Source organism: Kribbella sp. NPDC023972, assembly GCF_040639075.1.
Taxonomy (GTDB): domain Bacteria; phylum Actinomycetota; class Actinomycetes; order Propionibacteriales; family Kribbellaceae; genus Kribbella.
Genome location: NZ_JBEZZH010000004.1, coordinates 564,223 through 580,664 on the forward strand (window position 1 = coordinate 564,223; position 16,442 = coordinate 580,664).

Here is a 16,442-nt window from a genome sequence, read left to right on the forward strand (position 1 = left end):
GATGAAGGTTGCGTTGGTGACGGGGTCAGCCTCGGGGATCGGAGCGGCGACGGCTCGGCGGCTGGCCGCGGACGGGATGACCGTTGCGGTGCATTCGCGGTCCAGTCGTGAAGCTGGGGTGGAGCTGGCGGGGGAGCTTGGTGGGTCGTACCACCAGGCTGATCTTGCGGATGACTCTGCCGCGCGTGAGCTCGTCCCGAGTGTGCTGGCTGAGCATGGGCGGCTCGACGTACTGGTGAACAACGCGGGGATCAGCTGGCCGGTGCCGCACGCGGACCTCGATGCGCTGACGGCGGACGACTGGCGGCGGCTGCTCGACGTCAATCTGATCGCGCCGTGGCTGTTGTGTACGGCGGCCGTGCCCGCGCTCCGGGAGTCGGGTGGCTGCATCGTCAACGTGACCAGCCATGCCGGCGTCCGTCCGAAGGGAAGCTCGATCGGGTACGCCGCCTCGAAGGCCGCGCTCAACCATGTGACCAAGCTCCTCGCCGCGGCCCTGGGACCCGATGTGCGCGTGAACGCGGTCGCGCCCGGTCTGGTGGACACACCGCTCACAGCCTCCTGGACCGACGCCCAAGACCTGTGGAGAACCGCGAGCCCGATGCGCCGTGCGGCTCAACCGTCGGACGTCGCGGATCTGATCTCCGCGGTTGTCCACAACTCCTACCTCACCGGCGAGGTGATCCTGCTGGACGGCGGTCTGAACCTGCGCTGATTGTGTCGGTGCCGGCTCCTACGATCGCGGGATGTCTTTGGGTCGAGACTTCCGGCGGCTGTGGGTCGCGTTCACCGTCAGCGCCGTCGGATCGGCCGTCGGCCTCGGGGCGCTGCCGCTGATCGCCGTACTCGTGCTGGATGTCAGCACCTTCCAGGTGTCCATGCTCGCGGCGCTGTCCGCGATCGCCGGCGCCGCGCTCGCGCTGCCGATGGGTGACTTCATCGAGCAGCGGCGGAAGCGGCCGGTGATGATCACCGCCGACCTGGTCCGCTTCGCCGTACTGGTCTCGGTCCCGGTCGCGGCGACGTTCGGCGTACTGACCTATCTCCAGCTGTGTGTGGTCGGCGTTGTCCAGGCGGCGGCGTTGATCGCGTTCCAGGCCGCGAGTGGTGCGCACCTCAAGGCGCTGGTCCCGGCCGAGGGGCGGGCCGAGGCGAACAGCCGGTTCGAGCAGACCAACTGGATCTCGCTGAGTGTCGGGCCGGCGATCGGCGGTGCGCTGGTCAGCCTGGTCGGCGCGACCCTCACGGTGGCAGTCGACGCGGTGTCGTTCCTCGCGTCGGCCCTCGGCATCCGCCGAATCCAGCAGCCCGAGCCCGAGCCGGTACGACGTGAGGGCAAGGCGGACATCACCGCCGGGTGGCGGTACATCCTTCGTCATCGCGGGCTGCGCGCGTTGTTCTGGAACTCGCAGCTGTTCGGCGGGCCGGTGATGATGACCTCCCCGCTGCTGACGGTGTTCATGCTGCGTGATCTCGGACTGCCGGCGTGGAACTACGGGGTCTCTCTCGGCTTGTCCTGTCTGGGTGGCGTTCTGGGCGCCCGGTTGGCGCCACGGCTCACCCGCTCGTACGGGCTGCACTGGATGCTGCTCGTGTTCGGCGTACTGCGGGCTCCTTGGCTGTTGCTGATGCCGCTGGCGCCGCACGGGTGGGGCGGCTTCGTACTCATCACCGCGGCCGAGATGGGGTTGCTGGTGGCCGCTGGTGCGTTCAACCCGTCGTTCGCGACGTACCGGATGGACGTGACCGAGGACGGATACATGGCCCGCGTGGTGGGTGCGTGGTCGATCAGCTCGCGGTGTGTGCAGCCTGCCTTCATGGCCCTCGGTGGCGTGCTCGCGGCGCTGATCGGGCTCCGCGGTGCACTGTGGATCGCGGGTGCGTGCTGTCTGCTCAGTGCGTTCGTGCTGCCGTGGCGGTCGGCTAAACCAGCTCCATTGCCTGAGCCAGTCTGACCTGGCTGCCCATCATCCCGCCGTCCGCTCGGGCGTCCAGGTAGGCGATCGCCTTGTCCGGCGGCAGGACCAGCACCTCGACGACCTGTTCGCCGTCGTCCGGGTTGGTCGGCTCCTGGTCGACCACGACGTCCGCGACAACGATGGCCCAGTACGAGATCGGGTGTGGGAGGTGCGGACGGTACGGCTGAGGGCGGCGGTGCTCGCCCCGGTGCGCCCCCAGCCAGGTCAGCGGGCCGGTCAGTCGGGCGCCGGCCTCCTCGAGCAGCTCGCGGTGAACGAGCTGCTCGATCGTCTCGCCGGGCTCACGGGTCCCGCCGGGCAGGAACCGCCAGCCGAGGTCGTTGCCGCAGACAACGATTCCGCCGTCGGTCCGGCCGATCACGTGCACGTTGCTGATCAACTCGTCCGGCGGCCGCTCGGTCGAGAACCGGACGTCGAGCTCGCCCCAGGCCCAGTAGTCCGCCGCGAACAGGTCAGGAAACCGCTCAGCCCAGGTCTGCATGCGTGCCATTCTCGCCGCTGCGCTACCGTCCCCCCATGGCGGCCCAACCCCCGGACCCATCGCCCGACTCTGAACCCGACCCGTTGCCGGGCGAGTCGGTCGATGCCGAACGGTCTCGTCGTACTGCTGCCGGCCTGCTCGGGACCTGTGCCACCCTGACCGCGCTCGTCGGCGTCTTCCAGCTCGCCGGCATCCTCCGCGACCTCGATCAGTACGGCGCCGCCGCCTGGGCCGGTGTGGTCGTCGCCCTGGTCGCCGTACTCGGCCTGATCGCCGGCTACGGCGCGTGCGCACTGAACCGCGCGACCCTGCGCTCCCGCGTGATCGGCCGATTCGACCTCTTCCAGGTGCTGACCGTGCTGCTGATCGTCGCCATCACGGCCGGAATCCTCATCCCCACCCGCAACACGACCGCTCTCGCGCTGCTCCTGCCGTGGGGCGTCAGCTACTGGGTGCACGGCCTGGGCGCGGCGGCTACTTCAACTGAGACCTGAGGTAGTCGATGTCCGCCTTCTGACCGTGGTTCGCGTTCGGCGTCTCGACGACCACCGGGGCGCCGGCGGCCTGCACCACGGCGACGATGTCGGCCGGGTCGATGTGGCCCTCTTCGAAGTTGCTGTGCCGGTCGGCGCCGGAGCCGAACTCGTCGCGTGAGCCGTTGGCGTGCACCAGATCGATCCGCCCGGTGATCGCCAGCACCTTCTCCACGATCGTCGGCAGCTCCTCGCCGGCCGCGTGGAAGTGGCAGGTGTCGAGGCAGAAGCCGACGTTCTCCAGCCGGTCGTTGCCCGACGACTGCACCGCATCCCACAGCCGGGCGATCCGGTCCAGCTGGCGGGCCATCGCGTTCTCACCGCCGGCGGTGTTCTCGATCAGCAGCGGCACCGGCAGCTCGGCGCGCTCGATGCACTTGCGCCAGTTGTCGAACCCGGCCTCCGGGTCGTCGTCTTCACCCACGTGCCCGCCGTGCACGATGACGCCCTTGACCGCGATCTCGGCCGCCTTGTCGAGAGTCTGCTGGAGCAGCTTGCGGCTAGGGATCCGGATCCGGTTGTTCGTGTTCGCCACGTTCAGCCGGTACGGCGCGTGCACGTACAGATCGACGCCCGCCGCGGCGGCTCGTTCGCGCAGTGCTTCTTCTCCGTCGGCGTACGCGAGCTTCGGCGCCTTGTAGTCCTGTGGGTTGCCCAGGAAGAACTGCACCAAGTCGGCTCCCCGATCGGCCGCCTCGGCCAACGGGTCTTCCTGGTCCACATGCGCACCCAGCTTCAAACTCATGGGCCCCACCCTAAGACCGCCCACCGACAGTACTGATTCCGTCCCCGATGTCAGGAGCCCCATCCTGCCGACCGGGTGACCGGGCGGGAGTCGTGAGTGGGTGGCTGGACCGGGCGGCCCTCGAACTCGGTGGAGAGAACCACGTGGGTGTTCATCTCGCCGTGTTCGCCGAGGCGTTCGAAGAGTCCTTCCAGGTGGCGCATCGAGGTGACGCGGACGCGGAGCATCGAGCAGGAGTTTCCGCTGAGCTTGTGGATCTCCAGCACCTCGGGGAAGTCCTCGGCGCGCGTCGTCTTCAGCAGGCACCGCCCGGTCGTACAGCGCATCTGGACGAAAGCGGACAGCGGCTGGCCGGCCCGGGCCGGGTCGACCTGGGCCCGGTACCCGACGATCACGCCGGACTCCTCCAGCCGCCGTACCCGATCCGCCACGGCAGGTGGCGACAGGTTGACCCGCTTGCCCAGTTGGTTGAACGACAGCCGCCCGTCAGCCTGCAATTCGGCGAGGATCTGCCAGTCGGTCGCGTCCAGGTCGCGCTCCTGAAAGGTCATCTCCCCAGAACACCTTCGACATCGCCGCTGCACAAGGCCGGACGCCTTATTTCATGCATTCAATGCCGACGGCAGCCTTTCTAGCGTTGCAGGCATGTTGATCCCCGTCGTTCTGGCCGCCGCCCTGATGAACGCCGCCATGGTCGCAGCGAGTGCGGTGAGCACCATCCTGATCTCCGACAAACTGAGCCCTGGCCTGGCCGGTCTGCCCAACACCGCAGGCGTACTCGGCACCGCAGCCGGCGCACTGGCCGTCGGCAGGTGGACTGCCCGCCTCGGACGCGCTCAGGCCCTCCGCACCGGGTACGGCGTTGGTGTCGTCGGCGGAGCGTTGACAGTGCTGACCGCAGTGGGTGCCCACGTGTCCCTGCTCTTCGTTGGCATGTTCCTACTCGGTGCCGGTAACGCAGCGAGTCTCCTGTCGCGCTACGCCGCTGCTGACGCCGTACCTCCCGCTCGGCGGGCGTCCGCGATGAGCACTGTCGTCTGGGCCAGTACCGCGGGCGCCGCTGGCGGGCCGTTCCTCATGGCTCCGTCACAGTCATTCGCCACGTCTCTCGGCCTACCAGCACTGGCCGGACCGTTCCTGCTCGCCCTGGCAGCAGTCTTCGCGGCTTTGCTCGCGTCCAGCTACGTGCGGGTCGCCCCTGTGGTCGACCAGTCAGCACCTGACCGCCGCGATTCCTCCCCGACGTCGCGTCGGCCGGTCCTCCTGGCCGCGGGAGTGATGGTCGTCGGGCACTTGGTGATGGTCGCGCTGATGACCGCAGTACCGGTACACGCTCACCACCACGGTGACGGCCTCGGGCTGCTCGGAGTGATGCTGTCCGCGCACACGCTCGGCATGTTCGCGCTGTCGCCACTGACCGGCTGGTGGATCGACCACTCCGGCCCACGACCGGTGATGCTCACAGGCCTCGTCCTGTTGCTCTCGTCCGCAGTCCTGATCACTCAGGCTGGCTGGACCTTCACACCGGCGCTCTTCCTGCTCGGCTATGCCTGGAACCTTTGCTACCTCGGCGGCAGCGCACAACTTGCCACGGCGGCTCTCGAGAGCAAGGTCGAGTCCTCCATCTGGACCATCTCCGCCCTCGCCACCGCCACGTCACCCTGGCTCTTCAGCATCGGCGGATTCCCGCTCCTCGCCGGGCTGGCCTCGCTACTGGCGCTCCCGTTGCTGCTCCTGGCTCTGCGGTATGTGGCATCGGTCAACCCGCGAGTGCGGCTCTAGCCCTGGCCGGCGCTCAGGTGCCAGTCGATCGGTAGCCAAGTATCTTTACTGTCACACTCTGCCGACGCGGCAGCCACTCAGTGCGATGCCTCCCGCGCCCCGTCGCATGGCGTCGTACCTCTTACGACCGAGGAGTTCGTGCCTATGCCCGACGACTTCAGCCCAGTGATCCGAACGGACATTCCGCACTCGGCACGGATCTGGAACTACTGGATGGGCGGGAAGGATCACTTTGATGTCGACCGCATCGCGGGAGACGCCGGCGCGGAGGTCGATCCGGACATCGTGACGATGGCTGTGCAGTCTCGGCAGTTCCTGGTTCGCGCTGTGCGCTACCTCGCCGCCGAGGCTGGTATTCGCCAGTTCCTCGACATCGGAACGGGCCTGCCAACGATGCAGAACACCCATGAGGTCGCCCAGAGCGTGGCACAGGACTCGAAGATCGTCTACGTCGACAATGACCCGATGGTTCTTGCGCACGCCCGCGCATTGCTGATCAACACCACGCCCGAGGGCGTGACCACCTACGTCGACTGTGACTACCACCAGCCTGAGCAGATCCTCGCCGATGCCCGCAACGTGCTGAACTTCAATCAGCCGATCGGCGTCATGTTCATGGGTGTGCTCGGCCACGCTCGCACCTACGATGACATGCGCCGAATCGTCTCCACGGTCATGGACGCCGTTCCTTCGGGGAGCTACCTGACGTTGTGGGATGGGACGATCGACAGCGAGGCGTACGTAGCGCTCTGCGAGAACTACGCCAAGACCGGTGGTGTTCCCTACATTCCCCGGCCGCGGGAGGAGATCCGCGCGGTGTTCGAGGGCCTGGAGCTGGTGTCACCTGGCTTTGTGTCGATCACTCAGTGGTGGGCTGACGAAGACGACGCCGAACTGAGTGAAGCCCGACCTATCTCCGCCTACGGCGCCGTCGCCCGGAAGCCATAGTCCAGGCCGCGGAGGGCGAGAAGCTGGTGGTCGGCCCAGAGAGTGACGACTGATCGGCGCTCGGTGACGCCCGGTCCGGGAACTGCCCTGTGGATATGGTCAAGGGGGCGTCCGGACGCTGGTATTCTTCTGGGTGTGGCCCGGTCCATCGACCGGGCTCATTGCTTGGCGTCGGCGGCAAGTGCCGGCGCGGAGCACCATCGCATCGCCCTCCTGCCACGGAGAGACCGTGGCCGCCAAGTCCGAAGGAGGTGGAGTTCGCGCATGCGTCGTTACGAAGTCATGGTGATCCTCGACCCTGAGCTCGATGAGCGCACCGTTGAGCCGTCCATCGACCAGTACCTGAACATCGTCCGCAAGGAAGGTGGCACGGTCGAGAAGCTCGACATCTGGGGCCGCCGCAAGCTTGCCTATGACGTGAAGAAGAAGGCCGAAGGCATCTATGCCGTCATCGACCTGACCGCCGAGCCGGCGGTGGTGAAGGAGCTCGACCGTCAGCTCACGCTGAACGAGTCGATCCTCCGGACCAAGGTCATCCGGCCGGACCAGCACTGAACCTGGGGTCGTCAGCAACCATCGGTACTGTCGGCGCCAGCCGCTATTGATAGTTGTTGACAAAGCCACACCCGAAAGCAGGAGGAACGGCAATGGCAGGCGAAACCGTCGTCACACTGGTCGGCAACCTCGTCGACGATCCTGAGCTCCGGTTCACGCCCTCCGGTGCGGCCGTCGCGAATTTCCGGATCGCGTCGACACCGCGGACGTACGACCGGCAGACAGGTGAATGGAAGGACGGCGAGTCGCTGTTCCTGAGTTGTTCCGTCTGGCGCCAGGCCGCGGAGAACGTGGCCGAGTCGCTGCAGCGTGGGATGCGCGTGATCGTGCAGGGCAGGCTCAAGTCCCGCTCGTACGACGACCGTGAGGGCAACAAGCGCACGGTCTTCGAGATCGACGTGGACGAGGTCGGGCCCAGCCTGCGCAGCGCCACCGCCAAGGTGACCCGGGCGATGCGCTCCGGTCCCGGCGGCGAAGGTGGCGGCGGCTTCGGTGGTGGCGGTGGCAACCAGGGTGGCGGCTACGGCGGCGGCCAGGGTGGCGCCCCGCAGAACGACCCTTGGGCGACCCCGCAAGGCGGAGGTGCACAAGGTGGCGGCGGCCAGTCCGCCCCGCAGAACGACCCCTGGGCCAACCAGGGCGGCGGCTCGATGGAGGAGCCTCCGTTCTGATCCGGTCCGGGTCGTGACCATCAGACAAGAGTGACCATTCCGGCACGTGTGCCGGGCTCTGGAAGGAAGAGAGCACCACAATGGCCAAGATCATTCGGAAGCCGAAGAAGAAGGTCTGCGGCTTCTGCAAGGACAAGGCGACGTACGTCGATTACAAGGACACCGCGCTGCTGCGCAAGTTCATCTCGGACCGCGGCAAGATCCGCGCCCGCCGGGTGACCGGGAACTGCGTGCAGCACCAGCGTGACGTGGCCACCGCTATCAAGAACGCTCGTGAGGTGGCGCTGCTGCCGTACACGAGCACGGCTCGCTGAGGGAGGTCCGGCACATGAAGCTCATCCTGGCGCAGGAGGTCGAGGGCCTCGGAGCCCCCGGCGACATCGTCGAGGTGAAGGACGGCTACGGCCGCAACTACCTGGTCCCGCGCGGCCTGGCCATCGGCTGGACCCGCGGCGCCCAGAAGCAGATCCAGTCGATCAAGCGGGCGCGTGACGCCCGGGCGATCCAGGGCAAGGAGCACGCGAGCGAGGTCAAGAACCAGCTCGAGCAGCTCACCGTCAAGCTGGACGTCAAGGCGGGTGACACCGGCCGGCTGTTCGGCTCGGTCACCCCGGCTGACATCGCCGGTGCGATCAAGTCCGCCGGCGGCCCGCTGGTCGAGAAGCGGTCGATCGCCATCGCCGCGCCGATCAAGACCACCGGCAAGCACCAGGTCTCGGTCCAGCTGCACCCGGAGGTGGCCGCCACGGTCCGCCTCGAGGTCGCGGCCGGCTGACCTGAGAGCCCTCGAGGCCCGCACTCCACCCGGAGTGCGGGCCTCGCTCATATCTCCAGCCTGACGGGCAAGCGGGAGTCGCCGGCGAAGTGTGCGGTCGGGGAAGTGGTGTCGCGGTCAGTTCTGTTGTGGGCCCGGCCAGTCGACGGGTCCGGGATCGGTCCCGCTGGCGGTGTCGTCCCGTGTGACGCCAGGCCACTCGATCGGCGCCGGGTCCACATTGCTGCCGGTCTCCGCTTTGCTCACCTCGGGCCACGGGACCGGAGCCGGATCATCCGCCGCCACCGCCTGTCCTGACGGCACCAGCAGCACCAGCGCCGCCATCACACTCCCTACCAGCCGCACCGACCGCGCGCGCCGTCGCACCCCTGAACCGGACCGTCGGATGGCGGTCATTTCTTCTTGTCCAGGGCGTAGACGACGGAGTTCTGGACAACGATGGCGTGGGCGCCGGCGATCCCCCACGGGCGAGCGGTGCCCTCGGCGAGGGGGTACGACGGACGACCCGGAGCGGTGGCGACCAGGTTGCCGCTCACGGTGCCGTAGATGGTGCTGCCGGTGATCGACTGCGGCTGGAAACCCTTGAAGGGGAACGTCTTCCCCCGGGTGAAGTCGATCAGGCACTCGCCCCAGGCGGCGACCTTCTTGGCGGTGTCCGGAACCCAGTCCCAGGTCTCCAGGTCGCTGCCGGAAGTGTCCGCGCAGCGGGCGACGAGCGCGCCGTTGGCGCTCGAATGTACGGCGGGGATCAGCGTCCCGGAGTTCGCGCTCTTCCACAGCACCAGTACGCGGCCCGGGCTGGCGGCCACCACATGGTCGAAGCCTTTGGCCTTGGCCGGCGGCTTGAGCTGCACTTCCTCCAGTTCCTTGTCCGGCTGGCTCCAGTACAGCGGGCCGGCGTACCGGGCCATCAGCGTGCGATCGCCCTCGGCGAGAAGGATGGTGGACGACCGCGGTTGGTTCGGCACTGTCTTGAGCTCGCCGCCGGAGATGACGCTGGCTCCGGCACTGCCCATCAGCACCAGGGGCGACGTACCGAAGAACTGCACCTTGGCCGAGTCGGGCAGCTCGATCTCGGTGGCTTCGGCGCCGTCACCCGCCCAGTAGTACAAGGTGTCCGACGAGGCCACGGCGACCACGGGCTTGGAGTCGACGAAGGTGTAGACCGGGCTCTCGGCGTCGTTCGGCACCTTGTCCTGCCAGAGCACCTTGCCGTTGCTGTCGAACACCGCGATCTTGTCGTCCGGCGTCAGTACGGCGACCTCCGTGCCGTCCGGTTTCACCGCGGGGACCGTGCCTTCGGCGATGTCGACCGTCCAGCTGGCGTTGACCGTCCAGCCCAGCGGCGCCGGCCGGTCGGGGAGCTGGTCCGGCCTGACGCTCGGCTCGGGCAGCGCCTGCAGCTTCGGCGACGCGGTCGGCTTGGGCACCCCGTCGCCCTTGCTGAACACGGTCAGGTAGAGCGTCGTACCGGCGACCAGGGCGCAGGCCACCACGGCCGCGACCACGATCGGCCAGATCGGCTTGTCGGCGCTGCCCTTGCCTTTGCCGCGACTCTCCGCGTCGACCGCCTCGACCCGGCCGTCCGGGTGGATGACCAGCGGCCAGGAGGCGCCGTCGGACTCCACCGCGGTCGCCTTCACCGGCCGGCCGAGCTGGCCGGCCCGCTCGCTCACGATCGCGATCGCGGCCTGGCGCGGGTCGTGGTGGTTGACCGGGTGGCTCCGGCCGGCGATCTTCACCTCGGCGTTGTGGTCGTCGTACAGCCGGATCGTCACCTTGGGCCAGGACGGGACCTTCTCAGCCACGACGACCTCCCATTCCCGACACCAGACTCCTCACTCGTCCGTCTCCGCCGACACCGTCCCAGTGGTCCAGACCGCTGTGTCAGCGAGCCACCGCCCGAGCCACCGGCAAAGTAGACCATTAGCATGTCCACCGCACCAACGGCGTGCCGGGGAGCCCGGGCCCGCCGCCGACGCGAGATCTCGGCTCGACTGACCCCGACAAGGGGGTAGAAACATCCTCGCCTGTGGATGGGTCACGAAAGTACATCCGGAAAGCGAGAGAATACTGTGGGCGACAGCCTGTGACGCACCGCGAGAGGAGGGGGCATGACGCAGAACCCGTGGACCCGGCAGCAATCGCCGACCCAGGGTCCGGAACAGTCGGCTCCAGGCCCCTCGCCGCAACCCGCGGATCTCTCTCGCCGCGGGCCGTCCGCCCCTCAGCACGGCGTCCCGGCGCCGGCCGAGGACCAGCGGCTGCCGAAGTTCGCCATCCCGGCCGCGGACACGCTCTGGTGGGTCGGTGCGCACGGCGGTGCCGGCGAGACGACGATGTCGCTGTTGTTGCCCGGGACGCGGGCGGCCAACCATCGCTGGCCGATCCCGCCGCCACCGGTGCCGACACCGGTGATCCTGGTTGCCCGGACCAACGGTTCGGGTCTGCGGGCCGCTCAGCGGGCCGCGATCGAGTGGGCCTCGGGAGTGGTCCAGGGAGTCGCCGTCCTCGGCCTCGTGCTGATCGCGGACGCTCCGGGCCGGCTGCCCCGCGTCCTCGACGACTTCGCCGACATCGTCGGCGGTGGCGTGCCGAGGGTCTGGGACATCCCGTGGATCGAGGAGTGGCGCCGGGGGGAGGCACCCACCCCTGACAACACCCCGGACGAGGTTTTCGAAGTCCTTGAATCCATCTACGCTCTTCGCGCGTCAAACCCTGCGGACTATCCCGCCCCGTACTGAAAGGCATTTACCCCGATGATGTTGGTACATCTGGTCTCCGAGGTCGCGAACCTCCCGCTGATCAGCGACAACCCTCCCGGCTGGGAGAAGCTCAAGGGTGTCATCAACTGGGTGAAGGTGATCGCCTACCTGATCTGCGGTCTGGGCATCATCATCGCCGGCGCGATGATGGCCATCGGCCAACGGCGTGGTGAAGGTGGCGAGCACGCGGCCCGGCTCGGCTGGGTGCTGGCGGCCTGCATCGTCATCGGCTCGGCGACGGCCATCGTCGACCAGCTGAAGTGATCACCCCCGCCGTCGCCGGAGCCTGACCGGCTGTGGGACTGTTCAGCAGGGACTCAGGCTCCGGTTCCGCAGGAGACGACGCCGATGGCGATGCCGCCGGCGTCTTCTGGCAGGAGCGCGGTTTCATCGCCTCGGCGATCGTGGTCGGAGCCGTGGTCGTCTGCCTGCTGGTCTGGCTCTTCGCTCGTGACACGGGTACGCCGACCACGCAGCCGACGACCTCGCCGAGCACCGTCGTACCGACCGAACAGCCCACCGAGGAACCGCCCGTGCCGCCCGCCACGCCCACGGAACAGCCCACCTCCACCGCGACACCGTCCGGGCCGCCCACTCCCGGCGCCGGTGGCTGCAAGCTCAAGAACCCCGACCAGAGGATCCCGCGGGTGGCACCGCCGGCGGTCACCTGGCAGTTCGAGGCCGACATGCTGATTCCGCTCCAGCAAGAGGGAGGTCCGTCCGTCACGGACCGGACCGGGGTGCGCTCCTGTTTCGCCCATTCCCCGACCGGCGCCGTGCTCGCGGCGATGAACGTGCTGGGTCAGATCCGCAACCCGGACCTGACCGACGACGTGCTGGCCACCCGGGTGATGCCCGGCCCAGGCCGGGATCGGGCGATCCGCGAGGCACGGGTGAGTACGACGCCGCGCAACGAGGGCAAGGTCGCGCAGTTCACCGGTTTCAAGGTGTTCGACTACCAGCCCAACCGGGTGGTGCTCCAGATCGCGGTCCAGATCGACGAGGCGAAGGTCGCCTCACTGCCGGTGACGATGGTCTGGTACCGCGGTGACTGGCGGGCGGCGCTGCAGGACGACGGCAGCTTCAACGGCGAGGTCGCGCCCGACGTGCTGCAGTCCCTGGACGGCTACGTCCGGTTCCGGGGGGCGTGATGATCGTCCTTGGCTGTTCCTGGGCCCCCTGGGACTGGGACGACTGCGTCGAGGAGAAGCTCGGCGACGTCATGGAAGCGGTCATGGGCCCGTTCTTCCACATCATCCTCGAGGTCATCAAGGACGTCGTGGTGGCGGCCGTCGAGGTGGTGCTGCAAGCGGTCGGCTTCCTCTGGGTCTGGATCGACACCCCGGACGTCTCCAACAACGGGGCGGCCGGATTCATCCAGGTCCACACCAACTACATCCTGGCCTTCGCGGCGACCATCGCGGTGATCGTCGCCGCGATCCAGATGGCGGTGTCGCACCGCGGTGAGCCGTTGCGCGACATCCTGCGGTCGTTGATGACGATGGTGGTCGTCTCCGCCGCCGGCGCGACCTTCGCGGCGACGCTGATCCAGGCGTCGGACGAGTTCTCGCAGTGGATCATCATCCAGGCCACCGAGGCGGACGAGCACGGCTTCGCCAACAAGCTGGCCTCGCTGATGATGGATCCGATCAAGGATCCCGGCGAGGCGCTCGGGATGGCGCTGGTGATCTTCGTCGGCATCCTGATGGTGATCACCGCGATCATCCAGTTGGCGTTGATGGTCGTGCGGTACGGGATGCTCGTCCTGCTGGTCGGCGTACTCCCGTTGACCGCCGCGGCCACGAACACCGAGATGGGCATGATGTGGTTCAAGCGGGCACTGGCCTGGCTGGCGGGATTCATCATCTACAAACCGGTGGCGGCGCTGATCTACGCCACCGCGATCAAGCTGATGGGGAGTCCGGAGGCGGAGGCCGGCGCACCCGACGGTACGTCGCAGACGCTCAAGCTCATCATGGGCGTGACCATGATGATCATCGCCGTCGTCGCGCTCCCCGCCATTCTGCGGTTCGTCTCACCGAGGACGTCCTGACATGATCCCGCTCGGGTGTGGTGACGGCTGGTACGAGTGCCTGAAGGCGGCCGTCGAGGTTGTGCTCAAACCAGTAGCGGAAGCGGTGATCAACTTCGTGTTCCAGCCGATCCTTGACATAATCTCCGCCGGAGTCACGGTCCTGATGGGCACCATCGGCACCTTCTGGGTGTACGTCGACACCCCGGCCGTCGGCGACGCGGATGGTGTGCCGGCCAATGACACGGTCGGCTGGATCTGGGGCCACACCCAGTACATCGCGGTCTTCGTCGCCGTGATCGGCCTGCTGGTGGGCGCCATCCAGATGGCCTGGAGTCACCGTGGTGAGCCGGCCCGGGAGATCCTTCGCTCGCTGATCACGCTGGCCATCGCATCCGCGCTGACGATCGGGGTGGCGCAGGCGCTGATCGAGTTCGTCGACAAGTTCGCCGACTGCCTCGTCACCACGTCGCTGAGCGACTCCGGCGAAGGCTGGCGCTGCGGCATGGGCAACACCGGTGGCGGCAAGGCCTTCGGCGAGGTGATGGCGACCATGGTCGGCCTGTCCGCGACGGCCGGGCCGATCGGTATCGGGCTGGCGATCACCATCGGCATCCTGACGATCATCGCCGGGGTGATCCAGATCGTGCTGATGATCGTGCGCAGCGCGATGCTGATCCTGCTGCTCGGCGTCCTGCCGATCGCGGCCGCGGCGACCAACACCGAGATGGGCCGGACCTGGTTCAAGCGGATCCTGGGGTGGATCTTCGCCTTCATCCTCTACAAACTCGTTGCCGCGATCATCTATGCGACCGCGATCAGACTCACCTCGAACAACGGTAAGGGCCTGAACTTCGAGGGCTCCGGCGAGCCGGGGGGCACCCAGGTGATGAACATGGTCACCGGCCTCACCCTGCTGATCCTGGCCCTGTTCGCCCTGCCGGCCCTGATGCGCTTCCTGGTGCCGATGGTCGCCGCGACCGCTGGCTCGGCCGGGGCCGGCATGATCGGCGCCAAGCTGCTCGGCATGGACAAGCTCGCCGACAAGATGCAGCAGGGCGCCGACCAGGGTGGCGCTGATGGCAGTGGTAGCGGCGGCCAAGGTCCGACGGGCGCCCGCAACGTCGGCCGGCCGAGCCAGTCCCAGAGCCCGAGCGGTGCCAGCGGCGGCCAAAGCGTTTCCGCAGGCGGCGGCCAAAGCGTTTCTGCAGGCGGCGGCCAAAGCGTCGCTGCCGGCGGTGGCCAAGCCGCTGCCACTGGTGGCGCGACCGGTGGAGGCGCTGTGGCTGCCGGTGGCGGTAGCGGTGCGGCTGCCGGTGGCGCCGCGGCTGCCGGTGGTGGCGCTGCAGCTGCCGGTGGCGCCGCTGCGCTCGGTCCCGCCGCTGCGGCGGCCGCTCCGATCGCCGTGATCGCCGCCGGGACCGCGGCCACCAAGCAATTCGGCCAGACGGCGGCGGCCGAAAGCTTCGACAACGACGCCATGGACGCGGGCTCCGGCGGTGGCGGCGGTGGTGGTGGCGGCGGTGGCGGCGGCCCGTCCGGCAGCGGCGGCCCGGCCCGCGACATGAGCCGCGACCGAGCACGAGCACAACAGCAGGACACCCGTTGGCAGGACGACCAGTCCCGCCGCGACGCACAACAAAACTCGGACGGACCACGTGGCAGCGGCTGACAACGTACGAAGCGCCCCGCGCACCTACGGCAACTGGCGGCAACCCGCGTCGGCGGGTATCGCGGGCCTGGGCACACTCGGCACCGCGATCATGATGGGCGGCCTGCTGATGACCGTCATCGCCATGATGGCGGGCGGCATCATGTCCGCGATCGTCGTGATGATCATCGTCGGCATCGGCCTGCTGATGCTGATGACCAAGGACAAGCACGGGCACTCCGCACTGCAACGGCTCTCGACCCGCATTGGATGGCAACGAGCAAAGATGGCGAAGCACAACATCTACCGTTCCGGTCCGCTCGGCCGCACCGCATGGGGCAAGTTCCAGCTCCCCGGCCTCGCCGCCGCGTCCCAGCTGAGCGAGTTCCAGGACTCGTACGGCCGGCCCTTCGCCCTGCTGTACTACCCGAGCACCCGGCACTTCACCGTGGTCATCAACGCCGAGCCCGACGGCGCCTCGCTGGTGGACGAGGAGCAGGTGGACGTGTGGGTCGCGCACTGGGGTCAGTGGCTCGCGTCGCTCGGCCACGAGCCGGGGATCGTCGCCGCCTCGGTGACGGTCGAGAGTGCACCCGACACCGGTATCCGGCTGCGCCGTGAGGTCAGCAACAACATGCTGGAGGGTACGCCGGCCATTTCCCGGGCGATGCTGACCGAGGTCGTGCAGACCTACCCGGAAGGCTCCGCGCTCATCTCCGCCCGGGTCGCGCTCACCTTCAAGGGCACCGACCGCAGCGGCAAGCGCCGGAAGGAAGAGGACATGGGCCGCGAGCTCGCGTCCCGGCTGCCCGCGCTCACCCAGAGCCTGAACGCCACCGGTGCGGGTGCGGCCCGTCCGGTCACCGCGCAGGAGCTCTGCGAGACCGTCCGCATCGCCTACGACCCGGCCGCCGCCGTACTGATCGACGAGGCCCGCGGGCAGGGCATGCCGCCAGAGCTGCAGTGGACCGACGTCGGTCCGGCCGGTGCGCAGGCGTTCTGGGACAAGTACCGGCACGACTCCGCGTGGTCGGTGACGTGGCAGATGACCCAGGCGCCGCGTGGTGAGGTGTTCTCCTCGGTGCTGTCCCAGCTGGTCGGGCCGCACGCCGACATCGACCGCAAGCGGGTGACGCTGCTGTACCGCCCGCTGGACGCGGCCACCTCCGCCCGGATGGTGGAGGCCGACAAGCGCAACGCGTCCTTCCGCGCGACCACGTCGAGCCGTCCCTCGGCCCGGACGATGGCCGAGGCCCGGGCCGCTGACCGGACCGCGCAGGAGGAGGCCCGGGGCGCGGGCCTGGTCAACTTCGGCATGGTCGTCACCGGCACGGTCATGTCGGCCGAGCAGATCCCGGACATGATCGCCGCGATCGACAACCTGGGCGCGACCGCGCGCATCCTGCTCCGGCCGGCGTACGGCTCACAGGACTCGGCGTTCGTGGCCGCGCTGCCGCTCGGCGTCGTACTGCACAGCCACCTGTCGATCCCGGCCGGCATCCGGGAATCGCTCTGACCGCTGGGG

Annotated in this window: 20 protein-coding genes; 15 read left to right on the forward strand and 5 right to left on the reverse strand. The window is 68.4% G+C overall.

Annotated elements, in window-relative coordinates; all coding sequences use genetic code 11:
• Nucleotides 1–16: 16 nt before the first annotated feature.
• Both AB0F43_RS19760 and AB0F43_RS19765 read left to right on the forward strand, forming a co-directional pair.
• Nucleotides 17–715: an SDR family oxidoreductase gene (locus AB0F43_RS19760; protein ID WP_360478363.1), complete on the forward strand. Its 699-nt coding sequence runs from the start codon at nucleotides 17–19 to the stop codon at nucleotides 713–715.
• 31 nt (nucleotides 716–746) lie between these two features.
• Complete coding sequence (locus tag AB0F43_RS19765; protein ID WP_360478366.1) at nucleotides 747–1,955, forward strand: MFS transporter; 1,209 nt, start codon at nucleotides 747–749, stop codon at nucleotides 1,953–1,955.
• Here the strand turns inward: AB0F43_RS19765 and AB0F43_RS19770 are convergent.
• Nucleotides 1,924–2,460, reverse strand: coding sequence for an NUDIX domain-containing protein (locus AB0F43_RS19770; protein WP_360478369.1), 537 nt, complete (start codon nucleotides 2,458–2,460; stop codon nucleotides 1,924–1,926). The two genes, AB0F43_RS19765 and AB0F43_RS19770, sit on opposite strands and share 32 nt — an antisense overlap.
• Nucleotides 2,461–2,495: 35 nt before the next feature.
• On the opposite strand from AB0F43_RS19770, the gene AB0F43_RS19775 reads away from it, so the two are divergent.
• Complete coding sequence (locus tag AB0F43_RS19775; RefSeq protein ID WP_360478372.1) at nucleotides 2,496–2,954, forward strand: hypothetical protein; 459 nt, start codon at nucleotides 2,496–2,498, stop codon at nucleotides 2,952–2,954.
• On the opposite strand, the gene AB0F43_RS19780 is transcribed toward AB0F43_RS19775, so the two are convergent.
• Together AB0F43_RS19780 and AB0F43_RS19785 are read right to left on the reverse strand one after the other, a co-directional pair.
• Entirely contained in the window at nucleotides 2,935–3,738 is an 804-nt protein-coding gene (locus AB0F43_RS19780) for a deoxyribonuclease IV (RefSeq protein ID WP_360478375.1), read from the reverse strand. The genes AB0F43_RS19775 and AB0F43_RS19780 overlap by 20 nt on opposite strands.
• Before the next feature lie 50 nt (nucleotides 3,739–3,788).
• A complete protein-coding gene (locus tag AB0F43_RS19785) occupies nucleotides 3,789–4,289 on the reverse strand; it encodes an Lrp/AsnC family transcriptional regulator (protein ID WP_360478378.1) in 501 nt (166 codons plus the stop codon).
• 94 nt (nucleotides 4,290–4,383) lie between these two features.
• Between AB0F43_RS19785 and AB0F43_RS19790 the strand changes: the two genes are divergently transcribed.
• The 6 genes from AB0F43_RS19790 to rplI all read left to right on the forward strand — a co-directional run bounded on the left by AB0F43_RS19790 (nucleotide 4,384) and on the right by rplI (nucleotide 8,469).
• A complete protein-coding gene (locus AB0F43_RS19790) occupies nucleotides 4,384–5,520 on the forward strand; it encodes an MFS transporter (protein WP_360478381.1) in 1,137 nt (378 codons plus the stop codon).
• Nucleotides 5,521–5,664: 144 nt separating this feature from the next.
• Nucleotides 5,665–6,468 carry an SAM-dependent methyltransferase gene (locus tag AB0F43_RS19795; RefSeq protein ID WP_360478383.1) on the forward strand — a complete coding sequence of 268 codons (804 nt, stop codon included), beginning with the start codon at nucleotides 5,665–5,667 and terminating at the stop codon, nucleotides 6,466–6,468.
• Between the two features lie 264 nt (nucleotides 6,469–6,732).
• On the forward strand, nucleotides 6,733–7,023 hold the full coding sequence (rpsF, locus tag AB0F43_RS19800) for a 30S ribosomal protein S6 (protein WP_132211461.1): 291 nt from the start codon (nucleotides 6,733–6,735) through the stop codon (nucleotides 7,021–7,023).
• A 92-nt stretch (nucleotides 7,024–7,115) separates the two neighbouring features.
• The gene (locus AB0F43_RS19805) at nucleotides 7,116–7,694 is read left to right on the forward strand and encodes a single-stranded DNA-binding protein (protein ID WP_360478386.1); all 579 of its coding nucleotides are present in this window, start codon (nucleotides 7,116–7,118) and stop codon (nucleotides 7,692–7,694) included.
• Nucleotides 7,695–7,774: 80 nt separating this feature from the next.
• Entirely contained in the window at nucleotides 7,775–8,008 is a 234-nt protein-coding gene (gene rpsR, locus AB0F43_RS19810) for a 30S ribosomal protein S18 (RefSeq protein ID WP_012924539.1), read from the forward strand.
• A gap of 14 nt (nucleotides 8,009–8,022) precedes the next feature.
• A complete protein-coding gene (gene rplI, locus AB0F43_RS19815) occupies nucleotides 8,023–8,469 on the forward strand; it encodes a 50S ribosomal protein L9 (protein ID WP_360478389.1) in 447 nt (148 codons plus the stop codon).
• 117 nt (nucleotides 8,470–8,586) lie between these two features.
• Here the strand turns inward: rplI and AB0F43_RS19820 are convergent, their stop codons facing one another.
• Nucleotides 8,587–8,793: a hypothetical protein gene (locus tag AB0F43_RS19820; protein WP_360478392.1), complete on the reverse strand. Its 207-nt coding sequence runs from the start codon at nucleotides 8,791–8,793 to the stop codon at nucleotides 8,587–8,589.
• A 68-nt stretch (nucleotides 8,794–8,861) separates the two neighbouring features.
• Nucleotides 8,862–10,277 (reverse strand): hypothetical protein, encoded by a 1,416-nt coding sequence (locus AB0F43_RS19825; RefSeq protein WP_360478395.1) that lies wholly within the window; start codon nucleotides 10,275–10,277, stop codon nucleotides 8,862–8,864.
• A 306-nt stretch (nucleotides 10,278–10,583) separates the two neighbouring features.
• Between AB0F43_RS19825 and AB0F43_RS19830 the strand changes: the two genes are divergently transcribed.
• Genes AB0F43_RS19830 through AB0F43_RS19855 form a run of 6 tightly spaced genes read left to right on the forward strand, consistent with a single transcriptional unit; the run spans nucleotide 10,584 to nucleotide 16,433 of the window.
• A complete protein-coding gene (locus AB0F43_RS19830) occupies nucleotides 10,584–11,213 on the forward strand; it encodes a DUF6668 family protein (protein WP_360478398.1) in 630 nt (209 codons plus the stop codon).
• A 15-nt stretch (nucleotides 11,214–11,228) separates the two neighbouring features.
• On the forward strand, nucleotides 11,229–11,498 hold the full coding sequence (locus AB0F43_RS19835; protein ID WP_360478400.1) for a conjugal transfer protein TrbC: 270 nt from the start codon (nucleotides 11,229–11,231) through the stop codon (nucleotides 11,496–11,498).
• 32 nt (nucleotides 11,499–11,530) lie between these two features.
• Nucleotides 11,531–12,385 (forward strand): hypothetical protein, encoded by an 855-nt coding sequence (locus AB0F43_RS19840; RefSeq protein WP_360478403.1) that lies wholly within the window; start codon nucleotides 11,531–11,533, stop codon nucleotides 12,383–12,385.
• A complete protein-coding gene (locus AB0F43_RS19845) occupies nucleotides 12,385–13,287 on the forward strand; it encodes a type IV secretion system protein (RefSeq protein WP_360478816.1) in 903 nt (300 codons plus the stop codon). The genes AB0F43_RS19840 and AB0F43_RS19845 overlap by 1 nt, the downstream gene beginning before the upstream one ends.
• A gap of 1 nt (nucleotide 13,288) precedes the next feature.
• Nucleotides 13,289–14,938, forward strand: a complete 1,650-nt coding sequence (locus tag AB0F43_RS19850) for a type IV secretion system protein (RefSeq protein WP_360478406.1) — start codon at nucleotides 13,289–13,291, stop codon at nucleotides 14,936–14,938.
• Entirely contained in the window at nucleotides 14,925–16,433 is a 1,509-nt protein-coding gene (locus AB0F43_RS19855) for an SCO6880 family protein (protein ID WP_360478409.1), read from the forward strand. The genes AB0F43_RS19850 and AB0F43_RS19855 overlap by 14 nt, the downstream gene beginning before the upstream one ends.
• Nucleotides 16,434–16,442: the final 9 nt, after the last annotated feature.

Bases quoted from the DNA above. Each gene is read 5' to 3' on its own strand.
- AB0F43_RS19765 (WP_360478366.1), top strand. From the start codon at position 747: ATGTCTTTGGGTCGAGACTTCCGGCGGCTGTGGGTCGCGTTCACCGTC.
- AB0F43_RS19770 (WP_360478369.1), bottom strand. From the start codon at position 2,460: ATGCAGACCTGGGCTGAGCGGTTTCCTGACCTGTTCGCGGCGGACTAC.
- AB0F43_RS19775 (WP_360478372.1), top strand. From the start codon at position 2,496: ATGGCGGCCCAACCCCCGGACCCATCGCCCGACTCTGAACCCGACCCG.
- AB0F43_RS19780 (WP_360478375.1), bottom strand. From the start codon at position 3,738: ATGAGTTTGAAGCTGGGTGCGCATGTGGACCAGGAAGACCCGTTGGCC.
- AB0F43_RS19785 (WP_360478378.1), bottom strand. From the start codon at position 4,289: ATGACCTTTCAGGAGCGCGACCTGGACGCGACCGACTGGCAGATCCTC.
- AB0F43_RS19790 (WP_360478381.1), top strand. From the start codon at position 4,384: ATGTTGATCCCCGTCGTTCTGGCCGCCGCCCTGATGAACGCCGCCATG.
- AB0F43_RS19795 (WP_360478383.1), top strand. From the start codon at position 5,665: ATGCCCGACGACTTCAGCCCAGTGATCCGAACGGACATTCCGCACTCG.
- rpsF (WP_132211461.1), top strand. From the start codon at position 6,733: ATGCGTCGTTACGAAGTCATGGTGATCCTCGACCCTGAGCTCGATGAG.
- AB0F43_RS19805 (WP_360478386.1), top strand. From the start codon at position 7,116: ATGGCAGGCGAAACCGTCGTCACACTGGTCGGCAACCTCGTCGACGAT.
- rpsR (WP_012924539.1), top strand. From the start codon at position 7,775: ATGGCCAAGATCATTCGGAAGCCGAAGAAGAAGGTCTGCGGCTTCTGC.
- rplI (WP_360478389.1), top strand. From the start codon at position 8,023: ATGAAGCTCATCCTGGCGCAGGAGGTCGAGGGCCTCGGAGCCCCCGGC.
- AB0F43_RS19820 (WP_360478392.1), bottom strand. From the start codon at position 8,793: ATGGCGGCGCTGGTGCTGCTGGTGCCGTCAGGACAGGCGGTGGCGGCG.
- AB0F43_RS19830 (WP_360478398.1), top strand. From the start codon at position 10,584: ATGACGCAGAACCCGTGGACCCGGCAGCAATCGCCGACCCAGGGTCCG.
- AB0F43_RS19835 (WP_360478400.1), top strand. From the start codon at position 11,229: ATGATGTTGGTACATCTGGTCTCCGAGGTCGCGAACCTCCCGCTGATC.
- AB0F43_RS19845 (WP_360478816.1), top strand. From the start codon at position 12,385: ATGATCGTCCTTGGCTGTTCCTGGGCCCCCTGGGACTGGGACGACTGC.
- AB0F43_RS19850 (WP_360478406.1), top strand. From the start codon at position 13,289: ATGATCCCGCTCGGGTGTGGTGACGGCTGGTACGAGTGCCTGAAGGCG.